The 25,580-nt window shown below is 73.2% G+C and carries 25 protein-coding genes; 13 read left to right on the forward strand and 12 right to left on the reverse strand.

Annotated elements, in window-relative coordinates; translation table 11 throughout:
- Positions 1–62 precede the first annotated feature (62 nt).
- The 4 genes from ACFW47_RS21795 (at position 63) to ACFW47_RS21810 (ending at position 4,517) form a co-directional block, all read left to right on the forward strand.
- Positions 63–1,433: a cytochrome P450 gene (locus tag ACFW47_RS21795; protein WP_386306727.1), complete on the forward strand. Its 1,371-nt coding sequence runs from the start codon at positions 63–65 to the stop codon at positions 1,431–1,433.
- A 157-nt stretch (positions 1,434–1,590) separates the two neighbouring features.
- Positions 1,591–2,319, forward strand: a complete 729-nt coding sequence (locus ACFW47_RS21800) for a S1 family peptidase (protein WP_386283505.1) — start codon at positions 1,591–1,593, stop codon at positions 2,317–2,319.
- Positions 2,320–2,434: 115 nt separating this feature from the next.
- Positions 2,435–3,265: an ABC transporter ATP-binding protein gene (locus ACFW47_RS21805; protein WP_386306728.1), complete on the forward strand. Its 831-nt coding sequence runs from the start codon at positions 2,435–2,437 to the stop codon at positions 3,263–3,265.
- Positions 3,266–3,551: 286 nt separating this feature from the next.
- Entirely contained in the window at positions 3,552–4,517 is a 966-nt protein-coding gene (locus ACFW47_RS21810; protein WP_386283510.1) for a YihY/virulence factor BrkB family protein, read from the forward strand.
- A gap of 24 nt (positions 4,518–4,541) precedes the next feature.
- Here the strand turns inward: ACFW47_RS21810 and ACFW47_RS21815 are convergent, their stop codons facing one another.
- Complete coding sequence (locus ACFW47_RS21815; RefSeq protein ID WP_386283512.1) at positions 4,542–4,898, reverse strand: transglycosylase family protein; 357 nt, start codon at positions 4,896–4,898, stop codon at positions 4,542–4,544.
- A gap of 10 nt (positions 4,899–4,908) precedes the next feature.
- A complete protein-coding gene (locus ACFW47_RS21820; protein ID WP_386306730.1) occupies positions 4,909–5,172 on the reverse strand; it encodes a hypothetical protein in 264 nt (87 codons plus the stop codon).
- 315 nt (positions 5,173–5,487) lie between these two features.
- Between ACFW47_RS21820 and ACFW47_RS21825 the strand changes: the two genes are divergently transcribed.
- On the forward strand, positions 5,488–5,976 hold the full coding sequence (locus ACFW47_RS21825; protein WP_386283514.1) for a DUF5949 family protein: 489 nt from the start codon (positions 5,488–5,490) through the stop codon (positions 5,974–5,976).
- Positions 5,977–6,016: 40 nt separating this feature from the next.
- On the opposite strand, the gene ACFW47_RS21830 is transcribed toward ACFW47_RS21825, so the two are convergent.
- Positions 6,017–6,553, reverse strand: coding sequence for an isochorismatase family cysteine hydrolase (locus ACFW47_RS21830; protein ID WP_386283516.1), 537 nt, complete (start codon positions 6,551–6,553; stop codon positions 6,017–6,019).
- Positions 6,507–7,370, reverse strand: a complete 864-nt coding sequence (locus ACFW47_RS21835; RefSeq protein ID WP_386283518.1) for a restriction endonuclease — start codon at positions 7,368–7,370, stop codon at positions 6,507–6,509. The genes ACFW47_RS21830 and ACFW47_RS21835 overlap by 47 nt, the downstream gene beginning before the upstream one ends.
- 145 nt (positions 7,371–7,515) lie before the next feature.
- Here ACFW47_RS21835 and ACFW47_RS21840 point away from each other — a divergent pair, with 145 nt between their 5' ends.
- Positions 7,516–8,589, forward strand: coding sequence for a nitrous oxide reductase family maturation protein NosD (locus tag ACFW47_RS21840; protein ID WP_386283520.1), 1,074 nt, complete (start codon positions 7,516–7,518; stop codon positions 8,587–8,589).
- Between the two features lie 61 nt (positions 8,590–8,650).
- Positions 8,651–9,676 carry a methyltransferase gene (locus ACFW47_RS21845; protein ID WP_386283522.1) on the forward strand — a complete coding sequence of 342 codons (1,026 nt, stop codon included), beginning with the start codon at positions 8,651–8,653 and terminating at the stop codon, positions 9,674–9,676.
- A gap of 84 nt (positions 9,677–9,760) precedes the next feature.
- Here the strand turns inward: ACFW47_RS21845 and ACFW47_RS21850 are convergent, their stop codons facing one another.
- The 4 genes from ACFW47_RS21850 to ACFW47_RS21865 all read right to left on the reverse strand — a co-directional run bounded on the left by ACFW47_RS21850 (position 9,761) and on the right by ACFW47_RS21865 (position 14,385).
- Complete coding sequence (locus ACFW47_RS21850; RefSeq protein WP_386306732.1) at positions 9,761–10,903, reverse strand: SchA/CurD-like domain-containing protein; 1,143 nt, start codon at positions 10,901–10,903, stop codon at positions 9,761–9,763.
- A 167-nt stretch (positions 10,904–11,070) separates the two neighbouring features.
- Positions 11,071–11,748, reverse strand: a complete 678-nt coding sequence (locus ACFW47_RS21855; protein WP_386306734.1) for a class F sortase — start codon at positions 11,746–11,748, stop codon at positions 11,071–11,073.
- Positions 11,749–11,884: 136 nt separating this feature from the next.
- Entirely contained in the window at positions 11,885–12,319 is a 435-nt protein-coding gene (locus ACFW47_RS21860) for a hypothetical protein (protein WP_386283530.1), read from the reverse strand.
- 170 nt (positions 12,320–12,489) lie between these two features.
- Entirely contained in the window at positions 12,490–14,385 is a 1,896-nt protein-coding gene (locus tag ACFW47_RS21865) for a SpoIIE family protein phosphatase (protein ID WP_386306735.1), read from the reverse strand.
- A gap of 131 nt (positions 14,386–14,516) precedes the next feature.
- Here ACFW47_RS21865 and ACFW47_RS21870 point away from each other — a divergent pair, with 131 nt between their 5' ends.
- Positions 14,517–15,224, forward strand: coding sequence for a hypothetical protein (locus ACFW47_RS21870; RefSeq protein WP_386283535.1), 708 nt, complete (start codon positions 14,517–14,519; stop codon positions 15,222–15,224).
- Positions 15,225–15,260: 36 nt separating this feature from the next.
- On the opposite strand, the gene ACFW47_RS21875 is transcribed toward ACFW47_RS21870, so the two are convergent.
- On the reverse strand, positions 15,261–15,731 hold the full coding sequence (locus ACFW47_RS21875) for an ATP-binding protein (protein ID WP_386306736.1): 471 nt from the start codon (positions 15,729–15,731) through the stop codon (positions 15,261–15,263).
- 102 nt (positions 15,732–15,833) lie between these two features.
- Between ACFW47_RS21875 and ACFW47_RS21880 the strand changes: the two genes are divergently transcribed.
- Together ACFW47_RS21880 and ACFW47_RS21885 are read left to right on the forward strand one after the other, a co-directional pair.
- On the forward strand, positions 15,834–16,847 hold the full coding sequence (locus tag ACFW47_RS21880) for a LysR family transcriptional regulator (protein ID WP_386306737.1): 1,014 nt from the start codon (positions 15,834–15,836) through the stop codon (positions 16,845–16,847).
- A 71-nt stretch (positions 16,848–16,918) separates the two neighbouring features.
- Positions 16,919–18,124: a cytochrome P450 gene (locus ACFW47_RS21885; RefSeq protein ID WP_386283711.1), complete on the forward strand. Its 1,206-nt coding sequence runs from the start codon at positions 16,919–16,921 to the stop codon at positions 18,122–18,124.
- A gap of 24 nt (positions 18,125–18,148) precedes the next feature.
- On the opposite strand, the gene pgm is transcribed toward ACFW47_RS21885, so the two are convergent.
- Together pgm and ACFW47_RS21895 are read right to left on the reverse strand one after the other, a co-directional pair.
- A complete protein-coding gene (gene pgm, locus ACFW47_RS21890) occupies positions 18,149–19,789 on the reverse strand; it encodes a phosphoglucomutase (alpha-D-glucose-1,6-bisphosphate-dependent) (RefSeq protein ID WP_386306739.1) in 1,641 nt (546 codons plus the stop codon).
- Between the two features lie 225 nt (positions 19,790–20,014).
- A complete protein-coding gene (locus ACFW47_RS21895; protein ID WP_386283544.1) occupies positions 20,015–20,443 on the reverse strand; it encodes a hypothetical protein in 429 nt (142 codons plus the stop codon).
- Positions 20,444–20,558: 115 nt separating this feature from the next.
- Here ACFW47_RS21895 and ACFW47_RS21900 point away from each other — a divergent pair, with 115 nt between their 5' ends.
- Positions 20,559–21,374, forward strand: coding sequence for an SAM-dependent methyltransferase (locus ACFW47_RS21900; protein WP_386306740.1), 816 nt, complete (start codon positions 20,559–20,561; stop codon positions 21,372–21,374).
- A 17-nt stretch (positions 21,375–21,391) separates the two neighbouring features.
- On the opposite strand, the gene ACFW47_RS21905 is transcribed toward ACFW47_RS21900, so the two are convergent.
- Positions 21,392–22,330: a LysR substrate-binding domain-containing protein gene (locus ACFW47_RS21905; protein WP_386306741.1), complete on the reverse strand. Its 939-nt coding sequence runs from the start codon at positions 22,328–22,330 to the stop codon at positions 21,392–21,394.
- A 94-nt stretch (positions 22,331–22,424) separates the two neighbouring features.
- On the opposite strand from ACFW47_RS21905, the gene mdlC reads away from it, so the two are divergent.
- Entirely contained in the window at positions 22,425–24,008 is a 1,584-nt protein-coding gene (gene mdlC, locus ACFW47_RS21910) for a benzoylformate decarboxylase (protein WP_386283550.1), read from the forward strand.
- 42 nt (positions 24,009–24,050) lie between these two features.
- Positions 24,051–25,505, forward strand: coding sequence for a benzaldehyde dehydrogenase (locus ACFW47_RS21915; RefSeq protein ID WP_386283552.1), 1,455 nt, complete (start codon positions 24,051–24,053; stop codon positions 25,503–25,505).
- The last annotated feature ends 75 nt before the right edge of the window (positions 25,506–25,580 follow it).

Consider the following 25,580-nt stretch of genomic DNA (forward strand, 5'->3'; position numbering starts at 1 on the left):
GATCCCGCGAGCGATCAGGGAAGCCATTCAGGCGCCCGAGATCGAATCGAAGGGACACCCCCGTGACGCTCGTAGCGCCTCCCCCCATACCCAGGGCAGCGGGTTCGCTGCCGTTCCTGGGTCACGCGATACAGCTCATGCGCGACAACCTCGGCTTCACCGCCGCACTGCGCACCGCCTACGGGCCGGTCGTCGAGATCACCCTCCAGCCCGGCACCCGCACCCTCGTCGTCCAGGACCCCGACCTCATCCGCACCATGCTGACCGACCTCGGCCCGAGCCTCGACAAGGGCCGCTTCTTCGAGAAGATGGGCCAGCTGCTGGGCGACTCCGTCGTCACCGCCGCCGGACAGACCCACGTCCGCAAACGCCGACAGCTCCAGCCCGCCTTCGCCCGCGAACGGATCGCCCGCTACGTCGACACCATGCGCGGCGAGACCGAGGCGGCCGTCGACGGCTGGGCCGTGGGCCGGGCCCTGGACGTCCGTGAGGCGATGGTGGGGCTCAGCCTGGACATGCTGGCCAAGACGGTGTTCTCGGGCAGCCTTGACGAGAGCGCCTTCCGCCGCCTGCGCGCGGACCTGTCCGTCGTGATGAACGGCGTCGGCGCCCGCGTCATGCTCCCCGACTGGGTCGAGCGGCTGCCGCTGCCCGCCAACCGCCGCTTCACCAAGGCGCGGGACGCCGTACGGGCCACCATCGACCGGGCCGTCACCGGCCTGCGGGCCTCCGGGCACGACACCGGCGACATGCTGTCCCTGCTGCTGCGCACCACGGACGAGGAGACCGGCCGGCCGCTGACCGGCCACCAGATCTCCTCCGAGATCCTCACCCTGGCCGTGGCCGGCACCGAGACCACCGCCTCGGTGCTCTCCTGGATGCTGTACGAACTGGCCCGCAATCCGGATGTCGAGGCCGAGGTCCTCGCGGAACTCGACGACGTGCTCGGCGACCGGCCGGTGGCCTTCGACGACCTGGGCCGGCTCCCCTACCTGAGACGGGTCGTCGACGAGACCCTGCGACTGCACCACACCGGCTGGCTCGTCACCCGCCGCACCGTCACCGAGACCCGCCTCGGTCCCTGGACCGTGCCCGCCGGGACCGAACTCGCCTACTGCCAGCACGCCCTCCACCGCGATCCCGCGCTCTTCCCGGACCCGCTGCGGTTCGACCCCGACCGCCGGCCGGACGGCGACCGTCCCGGGCCCTCGCCCGCGTTCCTGCCCTTCGGCGCGGGCAAGCACAAGTGCATCGGCGACCGCTTCGCCCTCACCGAGCTCCTCACCGCCGTCGCCACGATCGTCCGGCGGGTACGCCTGGAACTCGCACCGGGACAGACCGTACGGCCCGTCGCCGCGGCGACCGTGCGGCCCCGGACCCTGTCGATGACCGTGCGCGACCGGCGGATTTCCCCGGCCCCCGCGACCGGTTGAGACGAGGAACAGGACCCGGAACCCGCGGGCTCCGGGTCCGTTCCATAACGGCGTGTTATGGGAAACCGGGATTGGTGGCCCCTGGCCCCCAGCCGAGATGCTGAGCGCCCCCACCCACCACACGCGACCCCACGCGTGTCGTCGGAATCGAGGAGCCTTGCGCATCACCAGACTCGTCCCCACCCTGCTGGCCGCGCTCATGGCCGCACTTCTGTCCGCCGTCGCGCTCGCGCCGAACGCCTCCGCGGCCGAGCCCAAGCCCGGTGAGGGCGGCCCCCAGCCGATCATCGGCGGCGGCTATGCCCAGAACGCCCCCTGGGCGGCCCGGCTGTTCTCCAACGGCACCCAGACCTGCAGCGCCACCATCATCTCCCCCACCTGGATACTCACCGCCAAGCACTGCGTGAGCGGCGGCGGGCTCTCCTTCCGCATCGGCAGCCTCGACCAGAGCTCCGGCGGCACCGTGGCGAACGGCGTGCAGACCGTCACCCACTCCTCGTCGGACCTCGCGCTGGTGCGCCTCGACCGCTCCGTCTCCGCCTCCTACGCGCAGCTCGGCCAGCCCGGCACGGTGCGCGTCGGCCAGAACGTACAGGTCTACGGCTGGGGCGCCACCTCCCGGTGCGGTTCGGAGATCAACTGCCAGTCCCGGTACCTGAAGGTCGCCAACCTGACCGTCACCCGCGGCTGCTACGACGCCTACTACGGCCAGGCCATCTGCGCCCGCCCCGGTGACGGCATCACCGCGGGCGGCGACTCCGGCGGTCCCATGATGGCCGGCGGCGTCCAGGTCGGCGTCGCCTCGACCAGCGACCGCCAGACCACCACGGCGTACACGAACGTGACGGCGTACCGCTCCTGGATCCAGTCGGTCGCGGGCGTCTGACCCGCCCACGGCAGCGGGCCGGGCCGTCCAGCAGCCGGACGGCCCGGCAGACGCATGGCGCATGCATCTATCCTTCGGCGCGAACGACCGCCCTCCCGCGCGAAGGAGCTCCGCCATGACAGGGCAGACGACCGGCTCCCCCGTGCCCGAGTACGACGCGGCCGTCCTCCGGCTCGAGGGCGTCGGCGTCCGCCGCCACACCACCGACCAGCTCATCCTCGACGGCGTCGACTGGACGGTCCGGCCGGGCGAGCACTGGGCCCTGCTGGGAGCCAACGGCGCCGGCAAGACGACCCTGCTGCGGCTGCTGGGCGCGCTGACGCACCCGACGACCGGGGCGGTGGAGGTCCTCGGCAGCCGACTGGGCCGGGTGGACGTCCGTGAACTGCGGGCCCGCATCGGCCACGTCAACTCCGCCCAGCGGGTACCCCAGGACCTCACCGCCCACGCGGTCGTCCTCACCGGGCACAGCGGCACCGTGCAGCCCCTGTGGCGGACGTACGACGACGAGGTCCGCCTCCGCGCCCGCGACCTGCTCGCCGAACTCGGCGTCAAGGAGCTGGCCGACCGGCCGTACGGCGTGTGCTCGGGCGGACAGCGGGCGCGGATCCTCATCGCCAGGGCGCTGATGGCCGACCCGGCCCTGCTCCTCCTGGACGAGCCCTTCAACGCGCTGGACCTGCCCTCCCGGGAGGACCTCGTCGAGGCCATGCACCAGCTGGCCGGGGGACGCCCCCGGCTGGCCACCGTGACGGTGACGCACCATCTGGAGGAGCTGTTCCCCGCCGTCAGCCACGCCCTGCTGCTGCGCGACGGCCGGATCCTGACCCGCGGGCCCGTGGACGACGTCCTCACCGACTCCCTGCTGACCGCGTGCTTCGGCCGGGACATCACGGTGGCCAGGCGGGACGGCCGCTGGTCGGCCTATTCGGGGCGCCGTTCCTGAGACCCGGGTGAGCGAGGGCGGCCCCGGAGGTATCGGCGTACGGAACGTCCGGGACCGCCCCTCGGCTCCCCCGCCAGGGGACTGCCCAGCCGCCGCCCGGGGGAAACAGGCGGCGGCGACGGCCCGGGCACGTGCACACCCATGGGTTACCCCGGTCAACTCCTGACACCGCCACCCGATCGGCCCCGGCCGGTCGTCCGGTGCGTGCTGCCCGGCTCGTTCACGGGCATGCGCATGGGTGGAGGCCCGCGCCTTCGCCCGCCCCGACCCGAGGAGCAGCCGCACCGTGGGAACCGCCGTACACGTCCCGCAGACCCGCGACATGCTCGGAGAAGAACTCTCCGGCGACGAAGCCCTGACCGCCCTGCGCCGGTACGGAGGCCTGCGGCTCCTGACCGACTCCTTCGCCCGGTTCCGCTACGCGGACGGCTTCACCAACGCACGGGCCCTCGCCTTCCAGGTGGTCCTCGGACTGGTCCCGTTCACCATCGTGCTCGTCGGCCTCGCCACCTCGGTCCACACCGAGGGTGTGGGCCGCGTCGTCGAGCTCACGCTCGGGCGGATCGTGCCGGGGGCCAGCGCCGACGTCGTGGAGAAGGCGTTCGAGGGCACCCGGCGCAGCGCCGGGAGCGACGCGTGGAGCGCTCTGGCGCTCTGGCTGGGGCTGGCGTTCGCCCTGCTGAACCTCGCCTCGGCCATGGGCCAGATCGAGCGGGGCGCCAACCGCATCTACGGCATCGAGCGCGACCGCCCCTCCCTCCGCAAGTACGGCAGGGCGCTGGTGCTCGCGCTCACCGCGGGCCTGCCGATGGTCCTGGGGTTCCTGGTGCTCGTCGCGGGCGAGGCCGTGGGGGACGCCGTGGCCCGCTCCGCCGGCGACCGTGCCGGCGCCCCCGGGTGGTGGACCGCGCTGGAGGTACCGGCGGGGCTGCTGTCGGCCTGGATCGCCTCGGCTGTGATCCTGCGCTGGTCGCCCCGCCGCGACCAGCCCGGCTACACCTGGCTGGCCTTCGGTTCCGCGGTCCACCTGGTGCTGTGGGTGTCGGCGACCTGGCTGCTGGCGCTGTACGTCGGTCACAGCGGTGCCTTCGGCGCGGTGTACGGACCGCTCACCGCCTTCATCGCGCTGCTGCTGTGGGCGAACCTCACGGCGGTGGCACTCTTCCTCGGCATCGCCTTCGCGGCCCAGCTGGAGGCGGCCCGGGCCGGCATCCGTACGCCGGTACGGCCGGACCCGGGTCCGGGTGACTGACGCCCGTTCCGTACCGCTCGCGCGTCAGGCGCAGCCCCAGGCCGACATGCCCTGGATGCGGGCGAGGCGCTTGGCGACGGCGATCTGCTCCCCACGGGTGGCGAGGTCGGCGCGCGGCGCGTACGCGAGGCCGCCCGCGGCGGCCCAGCTCGACGGAGCGAACTGCAGACCGCCGTAGTAGCCGTTGCCGGTGTTCGCGTTCCAGTCGCCGCCGGACTCGCAGGCGGCGATGGCGTCCCAGTCGGTACGCAGGGGGACTGTGGCCGCGGCCGCCGCCTCGCTGGTCGCGCCCAGGGCGGCCGCGGCGAGGAGGGCCACCGCCGCGGTCCGGACCGTGCGGACGCGCGAGGCACCCTGATGAACATCTCGTCTACAGATCATATCGAGACTGTTACACCGGGTGACGGCGCGGCGCCTCGCCGGCCACCGTTCCGTTGCGCCGGTCGGGGCACCCGGACCACCCGACGGCACCCGCCGCGTCCGTCACCCTCTCGGGGGCCAGGTAGTCCGGCACGGCCCGCGGGTCCACGAGCCGGTTGAGACGGCTCGGCACGTCGAAGCCGGTCAGCACGATCACGACGAGGGTGAGGAAGAACGTCAGGACCGCGAGCGGCCGCCCCAGCGACATCGTCGACGCCGGCTCTGCCCCGAGCACCGGGGCGACGGCACCGCCGAGCGCTCCGGCGTTACAGGTGAGGCCCAGGGACGCGGCCCGGGTCTCGGTCGGGAAGTGCCCGGCGGTGAACTTGGGCAGCAGCCCCGAGATGCTTGCGTGCAGGCGAGCACCAGGAAGAGCAGGACGCCCAGCCGGAACCGACTGTCCCGGACAGCGAAGACCGGAGGCCGGCGGCCGAGCGGCCTCTCGAAGCACTGAGCGCGTGCCCCTCGTTCGTGTGAAGAACCACGACGGGCTCGGCCAGTCGAGTGAGCGGCGGGCGAATGGGGCACGGCGCGCCCTTACGGTTTCGCGGTGACCTCGATCTCAACTGACACACGCCCCCTGCGAACCGCCGACCTCGGCACGCTCGTCATCATGTCCTGGAGCCGGGAGACCCCCGACGGCGACGTCCCCTTCCTCCTCGCCTGTTCCCTCGGCGACGGCGAGGGCGGCCCGGAGGCGACCGGGGCCGCCGTCGAGCGGCTGCTGGGCCACGCCGGGCTGTCCGTCGGCGACGGTGTCGTCGACGCCGCGCGGCTGCCGAACCTGCCGGTGACGCTGCTGGTGGTGCCCGGCGCGGCGGCCCTCACGATGCCGGGGATCAACGCCCAGTTCGTCCCCACGGCGCAGTGGCGCCGCGCGGTCGACGAGCGCGGGTACGCCTGCCTGATCTTCGCCACCCGCCCGTGGGGCGACGGGGAGCCCGGCGACGGCGAGGCGGTCGCCGCCTTCGCGAACGACGAGCGGACACTGGCGTCGGCGGCCCAGGTGATCCTGCCCGTGCGCACGCTGCGCAGCTGACGCCGGGCGGCGTCCGCGTGCGCCGGCGCGGCGGCTCGTGTCACGTCCACAACTCGCCGCTGTCGCACACCCGGGCGCCCATGTTGCGCTCCATCATGCGCAGCGCGGCGTCCGCGAGGTCGGAGTGGATGTGGGCGACCGCGTCGCGCGCCACGATGACCTGCAGATGGCGGATGTGGGCGTCGAGCGCCGAGTAGAGCACACACTGCTCGGTCACCTGCCCGCACAGCACGAGCCGGTCGATCCCCTGCTCGTACAGCAGGTACGTCAACGGGGTCTCGAAGAAGATGGAGTGGCGTGCCTTGACCACGAAGAGGGACGAACCGTCGGGCCGCAGCGGCTCGACGAGGCGGGCGTGCGGTCCCGCGAGGGCCTGGTCGAGGATCTCGCCGTGGTGCGACCGCCACTCGCCGAAGTTGTCGTTGACGTAGATCACGGGGACGCCCTGCCGCCGCGCCCGCTCCAGCAGCCCGGTCACGGCGGGGAGTACGGATTCCACCGAGGGAATCAGCGAGTCGGCGTCCTCGTGGTCATAGGTGTTGATCATGTCGATGACGATCAGCGCTGTTTTGCCCATGCGGCACAGGTTGCCACTGTGCGCCGGGGAAACCGTGCGGCCGCGCGGGAGCGAGCGCCCAGGGCGCCGGTCCGGCGCCCCCGCTCCAGTCCCGCAGCCCGCGTTCGTCCACGCAGACTATTCCGCACTGTTCGGCGTACTCGACGGCCGGGCGGGTGAAGTCGCTGGTGGTGACGACGACCGCGATGTCGGCGTCGTGGACGGTGAAACACGTGCCGCCGAAGCGCTGCAGGTCCTCCGAGCCGACCTTGTTGCCGTCGGCGTAGCACTTGCACTGGATGACCAGGCGCCGGCCGTCGGGGGCCACCGCCGTCACGTCGGCGCCGAGGTCGCCCGCGCCGCCGACGACCTCCACCTCGGCGCAGCCGTCACGCAGGCAGAGGTCGGCTATCGCCTGCTCGAACTCGTCGGCGGTCAGGGTCTCGTGGAGGTCGGCCGTCGCGGTCGAGGGCTCCCGCAGGTGGTACGTCTGCCCGGGTGGCGCCTCCTGCGGCGGCACCGCGGCCGTCCGCGTCTCCTCCAGCGCCTCCAGGGCCGTCTCCGTGCCCGCCGCCAGCGCGCGCGTGGTGCGCCGCGCCAGGCCGGAAGCGGAGAGTCCCGAGCGCCTCCGCCGGCCGGCGAGACAGGCCAGAACTCCGCCGAGGACCAGGACCAGCGCCCAGGCCGGGCGCCGCTCGGCGACGTCGAACGCCATCCGCACCGCCCACCCCGCGACGCACAGGCCGACGGCGGCGAGTCCGAAGAACAGGGCCGTCGCACGGAGGTCGAAGCGGCGCCCGGAGCGCCTTCGGCGGGGGCGTCGTGCGGGAGCGGTCACGAGGGTGCTTCCTTCCTGGCCGACGACATGAAGATCACTCACGCCCCGTCTGCCCAAGAACCGGGCGTTCACCGTCCGTTCATGACACGCCGTCGGATGGCTCATCCGACCGGCGCGAGAATCCTTCGGGCATAACGTGCGGAATATGAAGAAATGCCATGTCGTGTACCTGGTGTGCACCGCAGCGATGATCGGAACGGGGCTCGGTGCGGCTCCGGCGTCCGCCGGCCACATGACCCACGTGGTCCACCCCGGCGAATCGATCCAGAAGGCGGTCGACGCCGCCGAGCCGGGCGACACCGTGCTCCTCACCCCCGGCACCTACCACGAGAGCGTCAAGGTGAGCACGCCCGGACTCACCCTGCGCGGCATGGGCCGCAGCACGGTCATCAAGCCGGGCACGGAGAAGGCCGCCGAGGACAACACCTGCGCCGAGGGCGGCAACGGCATCTGCGTGATCGGAACGAAGGACGAGAACGTCAAGGGCATCACCGTCGCCAACCTGACGGTGACCGGCTTCAAGCGCACCGGCCTGTTCTCCATGGCCACCGACGGCCTGACCGTGCGCAACGTCACGGCCGTGAAGAACGGGGTCTGGGGCATCGCCCAGGAACGGTCGATCCACGGCATCTTCCGGGACAACACCGCCCGCGCCAACGGCGACGCGGGCATCTTCCTCGCCAACACCATCAAGGCCGAGGAAGGCGCCGTGGACACCCAGGGCACCGAGGTCGCGCACAACCGGCTCGAGGGCAACCGGATCGGCATCACCGTCCGGCGGCTGCGCAACCTCGCCGTCGCGGACAACCACGTCACCGGCAACTGCGCGGGCGTGTTCGTCGTCGGCGACGAGAACAAGCCCATGGCCGGCGACCTGGTCGTGCGCGACAACTACGTCGTGCGCAACAACAAGTCCTGCCCGAAGACCGACCGGCTGGAGGCCCTCCAGGGTTCCGGCATCGTCCTGACCGGCGTCGAGAAGGTCCTGGTCGCCGACAACACGGTCGAGGGCAACTCCGGCAAGTCGTCGATGTCGGGCGGCATCGTCCTGGCCACGAGCATGGTGGGCGCCGCCAACTCGAAGAACGAGGTCAACGGCAACCGGCTGCGCGGCAACTCCCCCGCCGACCTCGTCAACGCCACGACCGGCGACACCGCCAAGAGCAACACCTTCACCGGCAACACCTGCGGCGCCTCCAAGCCCGCGGGACTGTGCTGACCGGCCGGCCGTAGTCACCCGAGGAACCCGGAAGAACGCAGAAGAAGGAAGGACGCGGCACATGACCGCACAGACCGCCCCGCCCCCGCCCATGCGGCTGCGGGAGCTCGTGTTCGGGGCGGCATGTGCCGCCGCCCTCCGCGCGGCCGCCCGGCTCGGCGTCGCCGACGCGCTCGGCGACGCACCGATGGCCGTGGAGGACCTGGCGGCCGCGGTGAAGACCGAGCCGAGGCCGCTGCGCCGGCTGCTGCGCGCCCTGACCTGCTACGGGGTCTTCGCCGAGCACAAGGACGGGACGTTCACGCACACCGACATGTCCCTGCTGCTGCGCGAGGACGACCCGCACAGCCTGCGCCACATCACCCTGTGGTGCACCGAACCGTGGACCTGGGACGCCTGGCCCCTGCTCGACGAGGCGGTCCGCACCGGCGGCAACGTCGTCGAGGGCCTGTACGGCAAGGAGTTCTTCACCTACCTCAACGAGGACGCCCCCGAGTCGGCCGAGGTCTTCAACCGTGCCATGACCACGTCCAGCCGCCAGTCGGCCCAGGACGTCGCCGCGCTCCTCGACCTGTCCGCGAGCACGTCGGTGGCCGACATCGGCGGCGGCCAGGGGCACGTGGTGGCGAGCCTGCTGGAGAAGTACCCGTCGATGCACGGCACCCTCCTCGACCTGCCCCGCGTGGTGGAGAACGCCGACCCCCGGCTGCGCGAGGGCGGTCCGCTCGCGGACCGGGTGCGGATCGTGCCGGGCGACTGCCGGGAGGCCATCCCGGTCCGGGCCGACGTCTACGTCATCAAGAACATCCTGGAGTGGGACGACGACAGCACCGCCCGCGCCCTGCGCAACGTCATGGCGGCGGGCGGCCCCGGGGCACGCGTCGTGGTCATCGAGAACCTCGTCGACGACACGCCCTCCATGCGGTTCAGCACCGCCATGGACCTGCTGCTGCTCCTCAACGTCGGCGGCGCCAAGCACACCACCGACAGCATGGTCGGCCGGCTGACCGACGCGGGCCTCGTCATCGACGACATCCGCCCGGTCAACCCCTACCTGCACGCGTTCGACTGCACCGTGCCCGAGTGAGCTGACGGGCGGGCCGCACCTCGGCCGCCGCTCCGCGACGTGCGCGGGCCGGCGGCCGAGGCGCGTGCGGGCCGGGCGGCCGGGTCAGACGCCGGGCGCGCGGCGGTCGGTGACGAGGTCCATGCGGGCTCCGTCGAGCGCGCGGGCGAGCCCGCCGCCCGCGGGCGCGGGGCCGTCCAGAAGGGTCGTCAGTTCGGCCACCCTGGCCGGGTCCGGGAGACCGAGGGCCACCGCGGGGTCTCCGTCACCGAGCTCACCCCGTACGTCGACCAGCCGCACGACGACGTCGTCGCGCTGGAAGATCGTGCTGCACAGGACTTGGCTGCGCGGGTCGTCCGCCGCCGCCTCGTCGGCCTCGGCCAGCAACTGGGCCAGCCGCATGCCGCAGCCCGGCCGGGCCGGGTACGACAACGCGTGCCGGCGTGCCGCCGGGTCCTCCTCGTCCGCCGTCACATGGTGCACGGCGGGCAGGGCCGCCCGGGTGTAGAAGACCCGGGCGGACTCCGGGTCACCGAGGTCACGGTCCTGCTCCAGATACGGGTTGAGCGCCTCCTCGACCGCGCGCACCTCGGGCTGTTCCGCGACGTGCCGCAGTGCCGCGAGCAGGTCGCCGCGGACCTCGATGGCCCGCACCACCCGGTTGCCGTGCAGGAACAGGGAGGTGCGGCACAGGCGCGTGCTGTCGTCGACCCGCGGCTCGGGCGAGGCGTAGTCGGCGAGGAGCTTGGCGACCGCCTCCTCGCTGCCAGGCTTCACGGTGAAGGTGAGGGCGTGCCGGATGACTCCGTCACCGATCCGCGGAGACGTCTGGAGGCCGCCGCGGGCGGCGGACTCGGCTCCCGCGGCCGCGTGCCCCGTCTCGCGGACCACGTGGAAGCGGAGCGACCGGGTGTCCCGGACGCAGCTGTGCAGCGGCTTCACCATCCGCACGTGCTCCTCGCTGCTCACCCAGTTCAGGAACGGCGGGGCGCTCTCCCACTCGCTGGTGATGAGCCACTGCGAGGGGTTCTCGATGGACTGGCACAGTTGTTCGCCGAGGTGCCCGGGCACGGACTCGACGTGGCTGCGCAGCTGTTCGTACGTCTCGAGGAACTGCTGCTGGGCTCCGTCGTAGACCTCGACCAGCAGGACGACCCGGAGTCTGGAGCCGTCGAACACGGACTGGGAGACATGGTGCGACACCTGTCGCGTCAGCGGTTCGGAAGCAGGGGCGGGCGTGGTGGTCATCCTGCGCACATCTCCTTCGCGGGTCCTGCACGGGTCCTTCGCGGGGGCGGAACGGGGCGTCGGCCGTGGTGGTGCGACGCCGGCGTGCCTCGATCCTGTGCCCGCCCCTGGTGGCGCGCGACCCGTGTGCACTGCGCGGGTGACCGGGGGGCCCGGGCGAGGCGGGCTCAGGTGAGGTGGGCGAAGACGACGAGGTTGTCCGTGTAGTCCTTGGCCTTGCGGTCGTAGTCGCCCGCGCAGGTGATGAGCCGTACCTCGGCCCGGTCGGTGTCGCCGTACACGCGCTTGCTGGGGAAGTCGTCCTTGTCGAAGGTCTCCAGGGCGTCGACGGTGAAGGACGCCGTGCGTCCGTCGGCCCGCTCCACGCGGAAGACGTCACCCTCGTCGAGTTCGGAGAGCCGGGCGAAGACGGCCGCGGACGTCCTGGTGTCCACGTGCCCGGCGATGATCGAGGTGCCCGTCTCCCCCGGGGAGGCGCCCTTGGCGTACCAGCCGACGAGGTTGGTGTCGTCGGGCGGCGGTGCTTCGAGCTGTCCGTTCTTGCCGATGGCGAGGTCGGTGAAGGGGGCGTCGACGGAGATCTCCGGGATCAGCAGCCGCACCGGCTTCGACCGGGGCAGCTCCGTCCCGGTGTCGTCCGCGGCGGACGGGGCCGAGGGGGCCGACGCGCCGGGCTGCGGGGCGAGGGGCGGGCGCGAGGAGTCGGCCGACGTGTCGTTGCCGCCGATCAGGCTCACCGCCAGGACCAGGAGGGCCACGGCGCACAGCACCGTCATGCCCGGGCGGGTTCCCTGTCCGGCGGGCACCTGCGTGTCGTCGGCGGGTGGAGTAGGGGGGACTGCCATCAAGGACCACCTCACTTGGGCACGGCAGCAGGGCGGGCGGTGGAGGGGGCGAGGGGTGGCAGGGCGAGGGGGAAGCGAGCCGGGCCGCCACGTGCTTCCCTGGTGGCGGCCCGGCTGCTATCGCGCCCGGCACGGCTCACGCCACTCCGTCGGCCGACTTCCTGCGTCGGACCGCGTACAGACCGGTCGCGGCGACGGCCAGGACGGCCAGCCCGCCCGCGGTCGTGGCCGGCGTGTCCAGCCCGCCGCCTCCGGTGTGCATGCCGCCGCGCGGCTTCTCCTGCTCGCCGCCGCCCCAGGACTTCTCACCCTCGTCCTGCTTGTGGGTCTCCGAGCCCTCCTTTGAGCCGCCGCCCTCCCAGTCGCCCTCGTTCACCACGGCCAGGGCGCCGCCGCCCGTGTGCATTCCGCCGCGCGGTTCGTCGTGCTTGCCTCCGTTGTCGTGCTCCTTGCTGTAGGAAGAATCGTCGTGCTCCCAGTCGCCGGCGGCCGCCGCGTAGGCGCCGGGTGCGCCGAGGACGAGGACGGCCGAGGCCGCCGCAGTGGTCAGGAGCATGCGAGCAGAACGCATCTGAGGTTCCTTCCGTCACGACCGGGCAGCTGGTGCTTCGTCAGCTGTGGTGACCCGGCCCCGATGTGAATCACCGTCAGCCCGCGGCCCGGGTCGCACCACTCAAGGCGCTCAGGCGGGTGAAGGCGTGGGGCATCCGTGGGCGGGCCTCGCCCCGTCGGCCGAACCCGCTACTCCTCCGGGTCGGCGTGGGTCGGGTCGAGGACCTCCGGCTCCTGACGGCGCGAGCCCGGCGCGGCCCGGTCGGGGGTGGCCTCGCTGTGCGGGGACTGGGGCGGGGGCGGGGGTGAGGCGTCGCCGGGGGCACCGACACCCGCGGCGGGCAGGCGCAGGGCCAGCAGGGCGGCATCGTCGCCGCGCGGCTCGATCCGGGCGAGCAGTTCGTCGCAGAACACGTCGATGCTCTCCTCCTCCAGCCGGCGCGCAAGGACGCCGGCGTGGTGGCGGAGCTTGGCCATACCGGCGTCGATCGGACGGTCCCGGCTCTCCACCAGACCGTCGGTGTAGAGCAGCAGGATGCTCTCCGGCGGGAGCTCCTCGCTGGCGTCGGGCCAGTCCAGGCCGAGGCGCAGGGTGGCGCTCATGCCGATGAGCGGACCGTGCCCCGCCTCCAGGAAGCGGGTGGCACCGTCCGGGGCGATCACCAGGGGCGGCGGGTGGCCGGCGTTGACCCAGTGGAACTGCCAGGGGCCGCCCTCGGGGCCTTCGATGCGGGCGAAGACGAGCGTGGCCATGGGGGCGTCGCTGGTGTTGGTCACCGCCTCGTCCAGACGCCGCATGATGACGCTGGGCGGCTCCCGGTGGTCCCAGGCCAGGGCGCGCAGCATGTTGCGGACCTCGGCCATGTGGGCGGCGGCCTGCAGATCGTGGCCGACCACGTCCCCGATGACCAGGGCCATCACGCCGTCGGAGAGCAGGAACGCGTCGTACCAGTCGCCGCCGACCTCCATCGCGCTCTCGGCGGGCCGGTAGCGGGCCGCCATGCGCACGTGGTCGACCTGCGGGAGAGGGGTCAGCAGCTGGCGCTGCATGGTCACGGCGACGTTCTGCTGCTCCCGGTAGAGCCGGGCGTTGTCCAGTACCAGTCCGATGCGTCGGCCGATGTCGGCCAGCAGGGCGATCTCGGCCTCGGAGTGGGCCGGGTGGTCCCCCTCACGTGCCACGGTCAGTGTCCCGTACGACCGCTGCCGGGTGCGGAGCGGGACGACGACGGCGGAGTGTCCGCCGAGTCGTTCGAACAGGACGCGGTGCGTGGCGGCGAGGGGGTGGTGCGGGTCGCCGAGCACCTCGTCGGCGCTCAGCGGGACGGGGCGGTCGCCGTTGACCAGCCGGTTCAGCGCGGCGCGGGCGGGGCCCGGCAGCGAGGTGACGGGCCCTCTCAGCCGACCCGTCCGGTGCGGGTGTGTGCTGCTGCGGACGGCGACCCGTTCCAGGACTTCCGACCGGTCCTGGTGGAGGTCGGCCGCGGCCCACTGTCCCAGTTCGGGCACCAGCAGCCGCAGGAGACGGCGCAGGGTGACGGAGGTGCGCTCGGTGGGGACGAGGACCGTCGAGATCTCGGCCACCAGGTGCAGCTGAGTGGTGAAGGCCTCCAGGGCGGCGGTGCGCGCCTCGATCTCCTCGGTGGCGCTGCGGTGCAGGCTGAAGTCGTGGAAGACGAGCACCAGCCCGTCCTGCCGGCCTTCCCGGACCAGCGGGGTGCTGGCCCAGATGATCGGCACGGTGGTGCCGTCCGCCCGTCCGAAGTACTCCTCGCTGCCCTCCTCGGCCGGCGTCCCGGACAGGGGATTGCGCAGGGCGCACCGTTCGCGCGGTACGGGGCTGCCGTCCGCGTGCCTGTGCAGCAGGTCGTGCGCGTCGTGTCCGACCATGTCCCGCGCCGGCCGGCCCAGCAGTTGCTCGGCCCACGGGTTCACCGACGTGATCCGGCCGGCCGAGTCGAGGGTGAGGACGCCGGCGCCCAGAGCCCGCAGCACGGCGAGGGCGAAGGCGGGCTCCGGCACGCCGTCCGCGTACTCCGGCGCCGGTCCGTCGCCCTCCCGGTGGCCCGCCCAGCGTGACGCCACGACCCTCACAGCCTTCCGATGCCGTCCGTCCCGCCAGGTTCCCCCACCGGGCACGGGCGAACCGCTCCGGAGGGCCGAAGGAGGGAGATCGGGTAGGCTCGCGGTGCCGATCTTGTACCTCGGAGGGGTGTGTGCGGACCAGGACCACGACCGCGGCGACGGCCGTGCTGAGCTGTCTGCTGGCGGGGGCCCTCACGGCGGGGTGCGGCGCCGGCGACGCCCGGGGGACGAAGTCCGCCGACGAGCTGCTCGACGACGCCAACGCCACGATGCGGGCACTGGAGTCCGTACGGATCGACTCCACCAGCACCGCCGCCGGAGGCGGTACGGTGACCAGCCGGCTCGTGACCGACCTCGACAGCCGGTGCTCCGGGAGGACCGCGTTCTCCGAGGGCGGCAGCCTGGAGCAGATACGGATGGGCGAGACCGACTACGTCCGTCCCGATCGCGCCTATCTGGAGAAGTGGAAGCCCGGCGGTGTCACGGGCGAGCAGCGGATGTGGATCAAGGTGCCCGCCGACGCGGCGCAGCCCGGCGACGGCCTCTCCTCCTGCACGCGGCCCTTCACGTCGTTCGGCGAGGCGAAGAAGGGGAAGAGCGGCCCCGTCGCGGGCCGGGCGGCCGTCGAGCTGACCGTGACCGAGGACGGGGGTGACGGGGGCACCGGCGGGACGTACACCTTCCACGTCGCCACCGAGGGCGAGCCCCATCTGCTCAAGGTGGACTACAAGGGCGCCGACTACGAAACGACCACGTCCTTCACCGGCTTCGACGAGCCGCTGGACATCAAGGCGCCGGACCCGGCGGAGGTCATCGACGCGGAGGCGGCGACGAGGTGAGGCTCCTGGCCGCCGGGTAGTGCGGGACCGGCGTGGTCACGACGCGTGGCCGAGGGCCGTGCCCTCCCGGTCGTCGGCGAGCCGCACCGCGGCCCTCATGCGCTTGCCGACGGGCTCGCGGTGCACCTCGAAGCTCTGGCAGACGGCCATGACGATCTCCAGTCCGTGCCGCCCGACCCGGTCGGGGTCGGCGCCCTCGGCCACCGGCAGCACCGGATCGCTGTCCCACACCGTGACCTCCACCCGGTCCTCGGCCAGTTCCAGGTCGACGAGTGACGGACCGGGCGCGTACTTGCAGGCGTTCGTCAGCAGCTCGCTGACCACGAGCTGCACCAGGTCCACGGCGCGGTCGGGCACCGGACGGTCCCGCGTGGTCCGCACCCGGGTCAGGAAGGCACGGGCGAGCTCCCGGCCCCGGGCGATGTCGCCGGGCCTGCCCTCGTACTCCGCCGACACCCTGACCGGCGCTTCCCTCGGCAGGTTCCCGTTCTGGGCAGCCCCGTTCATTCGATCCGCCCTCTTCCTGAGCCTTGACCGTCACGCCAGCCCGTCTACCCCCGGATCCGGGAAACATCAGCCCACGGCCACGAGTCGTGCGGGCCTCTTAGGATGGCGGGCGTGGATCTCCTCGCCGTGCGCACCTTCGTCACCGCCGCGGAGACGGGGCAGCTGCAGATCGCCGCCGACCGGCTGGCGGTGACCCAGCAGGCGGTGTCCAAGCGCGTCGCCGCCCTGGAGAAGAGCCTGGGCGTGCCCTTGTTCACCCGCACCGCACGGGGAGTGCGGCTCACCGTCGACGGACAGGCGTTCCTCCCGCACGCGCGTGCGCTGCTCGACGCCGAGGAGCGGGCCCTGTCCTCGGTACGGCCCGGACGCCGCCCGCTGCGGGTCGACGTGATCGGCAGACGGGCCGCCACCGCCGGCGTGCTGCGCGACTTCCACCGCGCCCGTCCCGGTGTCGCCCTCGACGTCGTCACCCTCCCCGACGTGCGCGCGGCCGTCACCGCCATCCGGTCCGGGTCGGTCGACGCGTCCTTCCGCTGCGTCACCATGCCGGGGTTCGACCTGCCGGACGGCATCGAGGCCACGCCCTTGTTCGACGAGCCGCTCCATCTGGTCACCGGGCCCGCCCACGCGTTCGCGGCGGCACGGGGGATCACCCCCGCTCGGCTCGCCGGTCATCGTGTCTGGATGCCGGGGAACGTGCCCGGCACCGAGTGGACGGCCTACTACGACGCCCTCGCCGCCGCGTTCGGGCTCACCATCGACGCCGTGGGACCGAACTTCGGCGTCGAGGACATGCTCGACACGGTCGCCGGGTCCTCGTCGTTGGCGACCTTCCTCAGCGACCGGACACCGCTCGTCAGGCCCGCCGTGCACGGTCTGCGGCGCATCCCCCTGCGCCACCCGACGCCCGTGTACCCGCACTCCCTGCTCTGGCACGCCGACAATCCGCACCCCGCGCTGGCGGCGCTGCGGTCCCACCTCGCCTCCCGGCCGGCCGGCCACCCGGAGGGAGAGGTCTGGGCGCCGCCGTGGGCGCTGCGCTCCCGGCCGCCGGGCTCAGGGCCCGTCCCGGCCGGTTCGGCGGATTCCGGGGGTGTTCAGGGACCAGGTGCCTGACTGATCCTGTCAGCACGCCGGCCGGCCGCGCGGTCGGAGGGACCGCGCCGGGCCGGGACGGGGAGGGGATCCTGGTGCAGGGCGGACACGAAGCGGCGTGGTCCTCGCGGAAGGCCGACCGGGGACGGCCCCGGCCCACCTGCCCGGTCAGCCGCGCTGCGGACGGGACATGGCAGGTGCACGATTACGAGGTCGCGCGTGCGCTGCTGCGGGGACCCGGCACCGTACAGGCCGGGCTCGGCGTCGAGACGGTGGAGAAGCTCCCGCCGCGCGTGCGCCGGCCGGTGCTCTACCGGGACGGCCCCGAACACCGGGAGCACCGCCGGCAGACCGCGCGCTTCTTCACTCCCCGCCGGGCCGACGAGCACTACCGCGACCTCATGGTCCGCATAGCCGGGGAACAGCTGGACGTGCTGCGCGCGGCGGGCGAGGCCCCGCTCACCGACCTGGCCTTCGAACTGGCCATCGGCGTGGTGGGCGAGGTCGTCGGGCTGCGGTACGGCCGGCCCGGCATCCGCCGCAGGCTGGAACGGTTCTTCCCTCAGGAGTTCGGCGAGCCCGGTCTGAGCAGTGCGCGGGGCCTGTACTGGCTGATGCGGCAGAACGCCGACTGGCTCCGTATCCACCTGGCCGACGTCCGCCCCGCCATCCGCGCGCACCGTCGCCGGGAGCACGACGACCTGATCTCCCACCTGATCGCGGAGGGCTGCTCGGACGCGGAGATCCTCGGTGAGTGCCTGACGTTCGCCGCGGCCGGCATGGTCACCACACGTGAGTTCGTCTGCCTGGCCGCCTGGCACCTGTTCTCCGACGCCGCACTGCTCGCCCACTACCGCGCGGCGGACGAAGCGGGGCGCCTGGCCGTCCTGCGGGAGCTGCTGCGGCTGGAGCCGGTGATCGGGCGGTTGCGCCGGCGGGCCACCGAGACCGTCGAGCTGCCCTGTCGGGGCGGGCCGGTGACCGTGCGCCCCGGCGAGCACGTCGCCCTCCTGCTGGACGACGCCAACACCGACCCGGCGGCCGTGGGCGAGGAGCCGCTGCGGGTCCGGCCCGACCGCGCCGGCGGGGTCGGCGCGGGGCTGGCCTTCGGCGACGGGCCGCACCGGTGCCCGGGGGCGCACATCGCCCTGCTGGAGACGGACGTCTTCCTCAGCCGCCTTTTCGCCCTGGAGGGCGTCCGCATGAGCGGGGAGCCGCGCGTCGCCTTCCAGGAGGCGATCGGGGGCTACGAGATCCGCGGGCTGACCGTGGCGCTCCCCCGGGCCGGTCACCACTGACCGGCCCGGGGCCGGGGGACGACGTCAGTCGCCCAGCGCCCCGAGGACGACGAGCTTGGCCTCGTCCTGCACCTGACGGAGGTGGTCCGCCCCGAGGAACGACTCCCCGTAGATCTTGTAGACGTCCTCGGTGCCGGAGGGCCGGGCCGCGAACCAGGCGTTCTCGGTGGTCACCTTGATGCCGCCGATGGACGCCCCGTTGCCCGGTGCCTCGGTGAGCACCGCCGTGACCGGCTCGCCGGCGAGTGTGCCGGCGGTGACCTCGGCCGGGGCCAGCTTGGCCAGGCGCGCCTTCTCCTCGCGGGTGGCCGGGGCGTCGATGCGGGCGTAGGCGGGTTCGCCGAAGCGGGCGGTGAGGGCCGCGTAGTGCTCGGACGGTGTCTTCCCGGTGACGGCGGTGATCTCGGAGGCGAGGAGGGCCAGGATGATGCCGTCCTTGTCCGTCGTCCAGACCGAGCCGTCCCGGCGCAGGAAGGAGGCGCCGGCGGACTCCTCGCCACCGAAGCCGAGCGAGCCGTCGACCAGTCCGTCCACGAACCACTTGAAGCCGACGGGCACCTCCACGAGTGGGCGTCCGAGGTCGGCGGCGACCCGGTCGATCATGCCGGAGGAGACCAGCGTCTTGCCCACACCGGCGTCGGCGGGCCATGCGCCGCGGTGGGCGTAGAGGTAGGCGATGGCCGTGGCGAGGTAGTGGTTCGGGTTCATCAGCCCGGCGTCCGGGGTGACGATGCCGTGCCGGTCGGCGTCCGCGTCGTTGCCGGTGGCGATGGTGAAGCGGTCGCGCTGTTCGATGAGCGAGGCCATCGCGTGCGGCGACGAGCAGTCCATGCGGATCTTGCCGTCCCAGTCCAGCGTCATGAACCGCCAGGTGGGATCGGTGAGGGGATTGACCACCGTCAGGTCGAGGCGGTGCTGCTCGGCGATGCGGCCCCAGTACGCGACGGAGGCTCCGCCCAGCGGGTCGGCACCGATCCGCACGCCCGCCGACCGGATCGCGTCGAGGTCGAGGACGCTCGGCAGGTCACCGACGTAGGCGCCGAGGAAGTCGTGGCGGCCGGTGCCGGGCGCGGCGAGGGCCCGGGCGTACGGGACGCGTCGTACGTCCTTGAGCCCGGCGGCGATGATCTCGTTGGCGCGGTCCTGGATCCAGGAGGTGGCGTCGGAGCCGGCCGGGCCGCCGTTCGGGGGGTTGTACTTGAAGCCGCCGTCGGAGGGCGGGTTGTGCGAGGGGGTGACGACCACGCCGTCGGCGAGGCCGGAGGCGCGGCCCCGGTTGTGGGTGAGGATGGCGTGGGAGACGGCGGGGGTGGGGGTGTAGCCGTCCGCGGTGTCGATCAGGACGGTCACGTCGTTGGCCGCGAAGACCTCCAGCGCGGTGATCCTGGCCGGCTCGGACAGGGCGTGGGTGTCGGCGCCCAGGAAGAGCGGACCGTCGGTGCCCTGTGCGGCGCGGTACTCGCAGATGGCCTGGCTGGTGGCCGCGATGTGGTCCTCGTTGAACGCGGCCGCCAGGGACGACCCCCGGTGGCCGGAGGTGCCGAAGGCCACGCGCTGGCCGGGCTCCGCCGGGTCCGGCTGCACGGCGTAGTACGCCGTCACCAGCCTGGCGACGTCGATCAGGTCCTCGGGGCCGGCCGGCTTCCCGGCTCGGTCATGCTGCATGCGCCCACTCCTCCGCATCGTCGGGCAATCGCTCGCGGACCCATCTTCCCCTGTCCGGGGAGCGGCACCCGAGGTGAGGGCCGGGGTTACGGTGAACGCGTGACCGAGGCGGGGGCGCGACGGCCGCCGGTCGGGGTGCGGAGGAAGGGCCGGGGGCCGGGCGCGCGGCGGCCCGGCGCGCCCGGACCGGCGCGACCGTCGGCGACGGGGGCCGTCCGGCGAACGTCAGATCCGGCCGCCGGTGAGCCGGGTGAGGGGTCCGTGGGTGTGGCGTCCCGCGCGGCGGCCCACCGCGTACGAGGCGGCGCTGAGCGCGGTGACGCCGGCGCCCACGCCCGCGGCGACCAGCTTTCGGTGGGCGATGACCGCCCATGCCGTCTTGGCCTTGGTCGCCACCTGGCCCGAGGTGGTGACGACCGCCTGCCGGCCGGCTGCGACGCCCTTGGCCGCCGTCTGCACGGCACCGCTCGCGGCCTCGGCCGAACGCCGGGCGCCCGCCCTGGCCGCTGACGCCGTGTCACCGGCCTTGTCCGCGGCGGCCTTCCCGGCTCGCGAGGTGGAGGCGGCCGCCTCCTCCGCGACGCCGCGGGCCTTGACCTCGGCGGTCCGTGTGGTGGTGCGCTTCTGGCTCGTGTCCTTGTTCGGATCGCTCATGGACTCCGCTTTGCCTCTCGCCGCCGCGGCAAACCCGTACGTGTTCCGGCGGGCGTCAACTCGGCGGGCTACGTTTGTCGTTGAGTGATCATCCAGCCGCACCGGAGGACTTCCCATGCCCGAGTCGCCCGCCGTGAACGAAGCGCGCAGCCGGATCAGGACGGACCAGCCGCACACGGCCCGCATATGGAACTACTGGCTGGGCGGGAAGGACAACTACCCGGTCGACCGGCAGGCGGGCGACCAGATACGCCGGCTGCACCCCGGGATCGGGGACTACGCCCTCGCCGACCGCCTCTTCCTGGGGCGCGCGGTGGGTCATCTGGCCGGTGAGTGCGGCATCCGGCAGTTCCTCGACATCGGTACGGGGCTGCCCTCGGCGGACAACACCCACGAGGTCGCCCAGCGCGTCGCGCCCGAGTCCCGCATCGTCTACGTCGACAACGACCCGATCGTCCTGGCCCACGCCGAGGCGCTGCTCACCAGCGCACCCGAGGGCCGCACCGACTACCTCGACGAGGACCTGCGCAACGTCGACACGATTCTCGAGCACGCCTCGCGCACGCTGGACCTGAGCCGGCCCGTGGCGCTGGTGCTGCTGGGCGTGGTCATCTTCGTCGAGGACGACGAGGAGGCGTACGGAATCGTGCGGCGGCTGGTCGACGCCCTGCCCGAGGGCAGTCATCTGGTGCTGTCGCACACCGTCACCCGGCCGGACATGCCCGACGTCGACGCGGCCGTGGCCTTCTGGAACGAGAACGGCACGCCCAAGCTCACGCAGCGCACCCCGGACGCCGTGGCCCGGTTCTTCGACGGGCTGGAGCTGCTGGAGCCCGGCGTGGTCTCCTGCAACCGCTGGCGCCCGGAGTCCGGTGACGGCGAACTCCCCGCCGAGGTCGCCATGTTCGGCGGGGTGGGCCGCAAGGGGTGACGTCCGGACGGTGACCGCTACGTCGCCGCCGCGGTCGGCGGGAGCTGGGCCGGGCTCACCTGCTCGCCCAGCACCTGGGCCATGAACTGGACCAGCCACCGCTGCGCCGGGCTGCGCGAGGACTCGTGCCGTGCGTACAGGGCGATCTCGATCGGCTCGGCCTCGAAGGGCAGCCGCACCAGGCGCACCCGGTGGGAGGCGGTGAAGACCTCCCCGACGTACTCGGGGACGATGGCGATCAGGTCGGTCTGCTCCAGCAGGTAGGGCAGCATCGAGAAGCGGGTGGCGTCCACGGCCACCCGCTCCAGGAGTCCGTGCGCCGCCAGCACCGCCCGGGGCGCGACGTGTCCGCTCGGCCCGAAGACCGTCGCGTGGTGCTCGGCCGCGAGGTCCGGCAGCGTGACCGCGTCGCCCCGGATCCGGGGATGGTCGGCGGCGACCATGAGGACGTAGCGCTCCCGGAAGAGCGGGACGCGCACCGTCAGGTGCGAGGTGATCACCGGGGTGGCCACGAACACGTCGAGGTCGCCGCGGCGCAGCTGGCTCTCGGCGTCCTCCACGTCGAACGGGCGGACCGTGAACGACACCCCCGGCGCCCGCTCGCGTGCGGCGGCGAGGAGCCGCGGCAACAGGGTCGCCTCCCCGAGGTCGGAGAGGGCGATGGTGAAGCGGCCCGACATGGTGGCGGGGTCGAAGGCGTCGCCCTGCCGGACCGTCCCGTCGATCTCCGCCAGGGCGCGCTGGAGCGGCTCGTACAGCCGCCGGGCGCCGGCCGTGGGCGTCAGTCCGCGTCCGTTGCGGCGGAAGAGTTCGTCGTCGAAGTGGCGCCGCAGCTTGCCCAGGCTGTAGCTGACGGTGGGCTGGGTGACGTGGAGCGTCTCCGCGGTGGCCGTGACGCTGCCGGTCTCGTAGAGCAGGACGAAGACGCGGGCCAGGTTGAGATCGAAGGTGCCCATATAGAAGGACTCTATATCGGCTCGCCGAAACATCTATTGGTGCCCATGTCGCGGGGTCCTTAGCGTGTCGGACATCACTGCGAAAGGAACGTCCGTGCCATCCGTGCGCCGTGTCTCCCACGATCTCCTGGAGCGCCAGGGCCTTACCACCGTCTTCGGCAACCCGGGCTCCAACGAGCTGCCCTTCCTCGCCGACCTGCCCGACGCGTTCCGCTACGTCCTCGGTCTGCACGAGGGCGCGGTCGTCGGCATGGCGGACGGCTATGCCCAGGCGTCGGGGCGCCCGGTCCTGGTCAACCTGCACGCCGCCTCCGGTTCGGGCAACGCGATGGGGGCGCTGACGAACGCCGTGGCCTCCCGCACGCCGCTGGTGGTGCTGGCCGGGCAGCAGGTGCGGCCCGCCATCGGGCCGGAGGCCAACCTGGCCAGCGTCGACGCGCAGACCCTGATGAAGCCACTGGTCGGCTGGGCCGCGGAACCGGCGTGTGCCGAGGACGTGCCGCGGGCGCTGGCGCAGGCGGTCTTCGAGGCGCGGCTCCAGCGGCGGCCGACGTACCTGTCCGTGCCGTACGACGACTGGTCGGCCGAGGCCGACGACAACGCCCTGGCGGTGCTCGACCGCCGGGTCGAGCGCGCCTCGGTGCCCGGCGGCGAGCAGGGCAGCCGACTGGTCGAGCGGGTCGCCGCCGCCCGGCGCCCGGCGCTCGTACTCGGCGGGGACATCGACTCGGCGGACCTGTTCGACGACGCCGTGCGGCTGGCGGAGCGGCTGGGCGGTCCGGTGTGGGCGGCGCCCTCGCTCTTCCGGCTGCCCTTCCCGAACCGGCACCCGCAGTTCCGCGGTGTGCTGCCCGCCGGGATCGCGCCCGTCTCCGAGGCATTCGAGGGGCACGACCTCGTCCTGGTGCTGGGCGCGCCGGTGTTCCGCTACCACGAGTACCTGCCCGGCCGTTACCTGCCCGAGGGCACGCGGCTGATCCAGGTGACCGAGGACGCGTCGGCCGCCGCGCGGGCACCGATGGGCGAGGCCCTGGTCGCTGACCCCGGCGCCGTCATCGGCCTGCTGCTGAGGTCCCTCGACGCGCCCGGCGAGCCCTCGGGCCGCCCCTACCGACCCGCGCCCGAGCCGCTCACCGCCGACGGACCGGCGCTCCACCCCGAGCAGGTCTTCGCCGCGCTGCGCGACGAACTGCCCGGTGACACCGCGTACGTCGTCGAGTCCACGTCGACCAACTCCGCGTGGTGGCGTCAGATGGACCTGCGCCGCCATGGCTCGTACTACTTCCCGGCCGCCGGCGGGCTCGGCTTCGGCCTGCCCGGCGCCGTCGGCGTGGCGATGGCCCAGCCCGGCCGGCCGGTCGCCGGGGTGATCGGGGACGGCTCGGCCAACTACGGCATCACCGCCCTGTGGACGGCCGCGCAGCACCGGGTGCCGCTGACGATCGTGCTGCTGCGCAACGGCACCTACGGGGCGCTGCGCTGGTTCGGCGGTCTGCTCGGGGTACCGGACGCGCCCGGACTGGACATCCCGGGGCTGGACTTCACCCGCGTCGCGGAGGGGTACGGGGTGCGCGCCCAGCACGTCGGCGGGGCCGAGGAGTTGCGCGCGGTACTCGCCGAGCGCCCCGACCACCCTCGCCTGATCCAGGTGGACACCGCCCTCACCGCACCCTCCTGACACACGACTGGTTCCGAAGTAGTCCCGAAGAAGGGGAAGACGATGACATTCCTGGACAGCGACGTCTGGGGCCGGAAGTTCTTCAGCGACGGCTGGCAGGACTCCCCCGCAGAGCACCCGGTGACCGAGCCGGCGACCGGAGAGCGGCTCGGTTCGGTGGGGCTCGCCACGGCCGAGGACGCGGGCCGTGCCGCCGCGCGGGCCGCCGAGGCCCAGCGGGAGTGGGCGGCGACCCCGCCCCAGCGGCGGGCCGCGGTGCTGCGCCGCGCGGGTGAGCTGTTCACCGAGCACGCCGCCGAGATCGAGGACTGGCTGGTGCGCGAGGCCGGCTCGGTGCGCGCCAAGGCCGGCTTCGAGGTGGGGCTGGCGATCGGCGAGTGCTTCGAGTGCGCGGGCCTGCCGACCCACCCGCAGGGCGAGGTGCTCACCTCCGAGGAGGCCCGCTGGTCGCTCGCCCGCCGCCGCCCGGCCGGTGTGGTGAGCGTGATCGCCCCCTTCAACTTCCCGCTCATCCTCGGCCTGCGCTCGGTGGCCCCGGCGCTCGCCCTCGGCAACGCCGTGCTGCTCAAGCCGGACCCGCGCACCGCGGTCAGCGGCGGTGTCGTGATCGCCCGGATCTTCGAGGAGGCCGGGCTCCCCGCCGGTGTCCTGCACCTGCTGCCGGGCGACGGCGCGGTCGGCCGGGCGGTCGTCGAGGCCCCTCAGGTCCGGGTGATCTCCTTCACCGGGTCCACGCCGGTCGGGCGGATCATCGGCGAGCAGGCCGGGCGGCTGCTCAAGCGGGCCCACCTGGAGCTGGGCGGGAACAACGCGCTGGTCGTGCTGCCGGGCGCGGACGTGCCGAAGGCGGCCTCCGCGGGGGCGTTCGGTTCGTACCTGCACCAGGGACAGATCTGCATGACGACCGGCCGGCACATCGTGCACGAGTCGCTGGTGGAGGAGTACACCGCCGCGCTCGCCGCGAAGGCCGAGGCGCTGCCGGTCGGTGACCCGGCCCGCGAGGACGTGGCGCTCGGCCCGATCATCGACCGCCGCCAGCTGGAGCGGGTGCACGGCATCGTCACCGACAGCGTGGCGGCGGGTGCGAAGATCGCCGCCGGCGGCGAGATCGCGGGCGCGGGCTACCGGGCCACGGTGCTCACCGGCCTGACGACCGGGATGCCGGCCTGGCGCGAGGAGATCTTCGGTCCCGTCGCCCCCGTCATCTCCTTCTCGACGCTCGAGGAGGCCGCGCGGATCGTCAACGACTGCGAGTACGGGCTGTCGGTCGGCATCCTCGGGGACGTCGGGCCGGCGATGAAGCTCGCCGACCGGATCGACTCGGGCAAGGTCCACATCAACGAGCAGACGGTGAGCGACGAGCCGGGCGCCCCGTTCGGCGGTGTCAAGGCCTCCGGCACTGGCTCCCGCTTCGGCGGCGCCACGGCCAACATCGAGGCGTTCACCGAGACCCAGTGGGTCACGGTCCGCCCGGACATCGCCGACTACCCGTTCTGACCCGTCCGGCCCCTCGTTCCGGCCGGCCCGGCCACCCCGGCCGGGCCGGCTCCGGCTCCGCCCACTCACACCCGT

The organism is Streptomyces sp. NPDC058796 (assembly GCF_042745235.1).
Taxonomy (GTDB): domain Bacteria; phylum Actinomycetota; class Actinomycetes; order Streptomycetales; family Streptomycetaceae; genus Streptomyces.

Excerpts from the sequence above, each read along its gene's own strand:
- ACFW47_RS21805 (WP_386306728.1), top strand. The coding sequence starts at position 2,435 with ATGACAGGGCAGACGACCGGCTCCCCCGTGCCCGAGTACGACGCGGCC.
- ACFW47_RS21815 (WP_386283512.1), bottom strand. The coding sequence starts at position 4,898 with ATGATCTGTAGACGAGATGTTCATCAGGGTGCCTCGCGCGTCCGCACG.
- ACFW47_RS21830 (WP_386283516.1), bottom strand. The coding sequence starts at position 6,553 with ATGGGCAAAACAGCGCTGATCGTCATCGACATGATCAACACCTATGAC.
- ACFW47_RS21840 (WP_386283520.1), top strand. The coding sequence starts at position 7,516 with ATGAAGAAATGCCATGTCGTGTACCTGGTGTGCACCGCAGCGATGATC.
- ACFW47_RS21845 (WP_386283522.1), top strand. The coding sequence starts at position 8,651 with ATGACCGCACAGACCGCCCCGCCCCCGCCCATGCGGCTGCGGGAGCTC.
- ACFW47_RS21850 (WP_386306732.1), bottom strand. The coding sequence starts at position 10,903 with ATGACCACCACGCCCGCCCCTGCTTCCGAACCGCTGACGCGACAGGTG.
- ACFW47_RS21855 (WP_386306734.1), bottom strand. The coding sequence starts at position 11,748 with ATGGCAGTCCCCCCTACTCCACCCGCCGACGACACGCAGGTGCCCGCC.
- ACFW47_RS21860 (WP_386283530.1), bottom strand. The coding sequence starts at position 12,319 with ATGCGTTCTGCTCGCATGCTCCTGACCACTGCGGCGGCCTCGGCCGTC.
- ACFW47_RS21875 (WP_386306736.1), bottom strand. The coding sequence starts at position 15,731 with ATGAACGGGGCTGCCCAGAACGGGAACCTGCCGAGGGAAGCGCCGGTC.
- ACFW47_RS21880 (WP_386306737.1), top strand. The coding sequence starts at position 15,834 with ATGGCGGGCGTGGATCTCCTCGCCGTGCGCACCTTCGTCACCGCCGCG.
- pgm (WP_386306739.1), bottom strand. The coding sequence starts at position 19,789 with ATGCAGCATGACCGAGCCGGGAAGCCGGCCGGCCCCGAGGACCTGATC.
- ACFW47_RS21895 (WP_386283544.1), bottom strand. The coding sequence starts at position 20,443 with ATGAGCGATCCGAACAAGGACACGAGCCAGAAGCGCACCACCACACGG.
- ACFW47_RS21900 (WP_386306740.1), top strand. The coding sequence starts at position 20,559 with ATGCCCGAGTCGCCCGCCGTGAACGAAGCGCGCAGCCGGATCAGGACG.
- ACFW47_RS21905 (WP_386306741.1), bottom strand. The coding sequence starts at position 22,330 with ATGGGCACCTTCGATCTCAACCTGGCCCGCGTCTTCGTCCTGCTCTAC.
- ACFW47_RS21915 (WP_386283552.1), top strand. The coding sequence starts at position 24,051 with ATGACATTCCTGGACAGCGACGTCTGGGGCCGGAAGTTCTTCAGCGAC.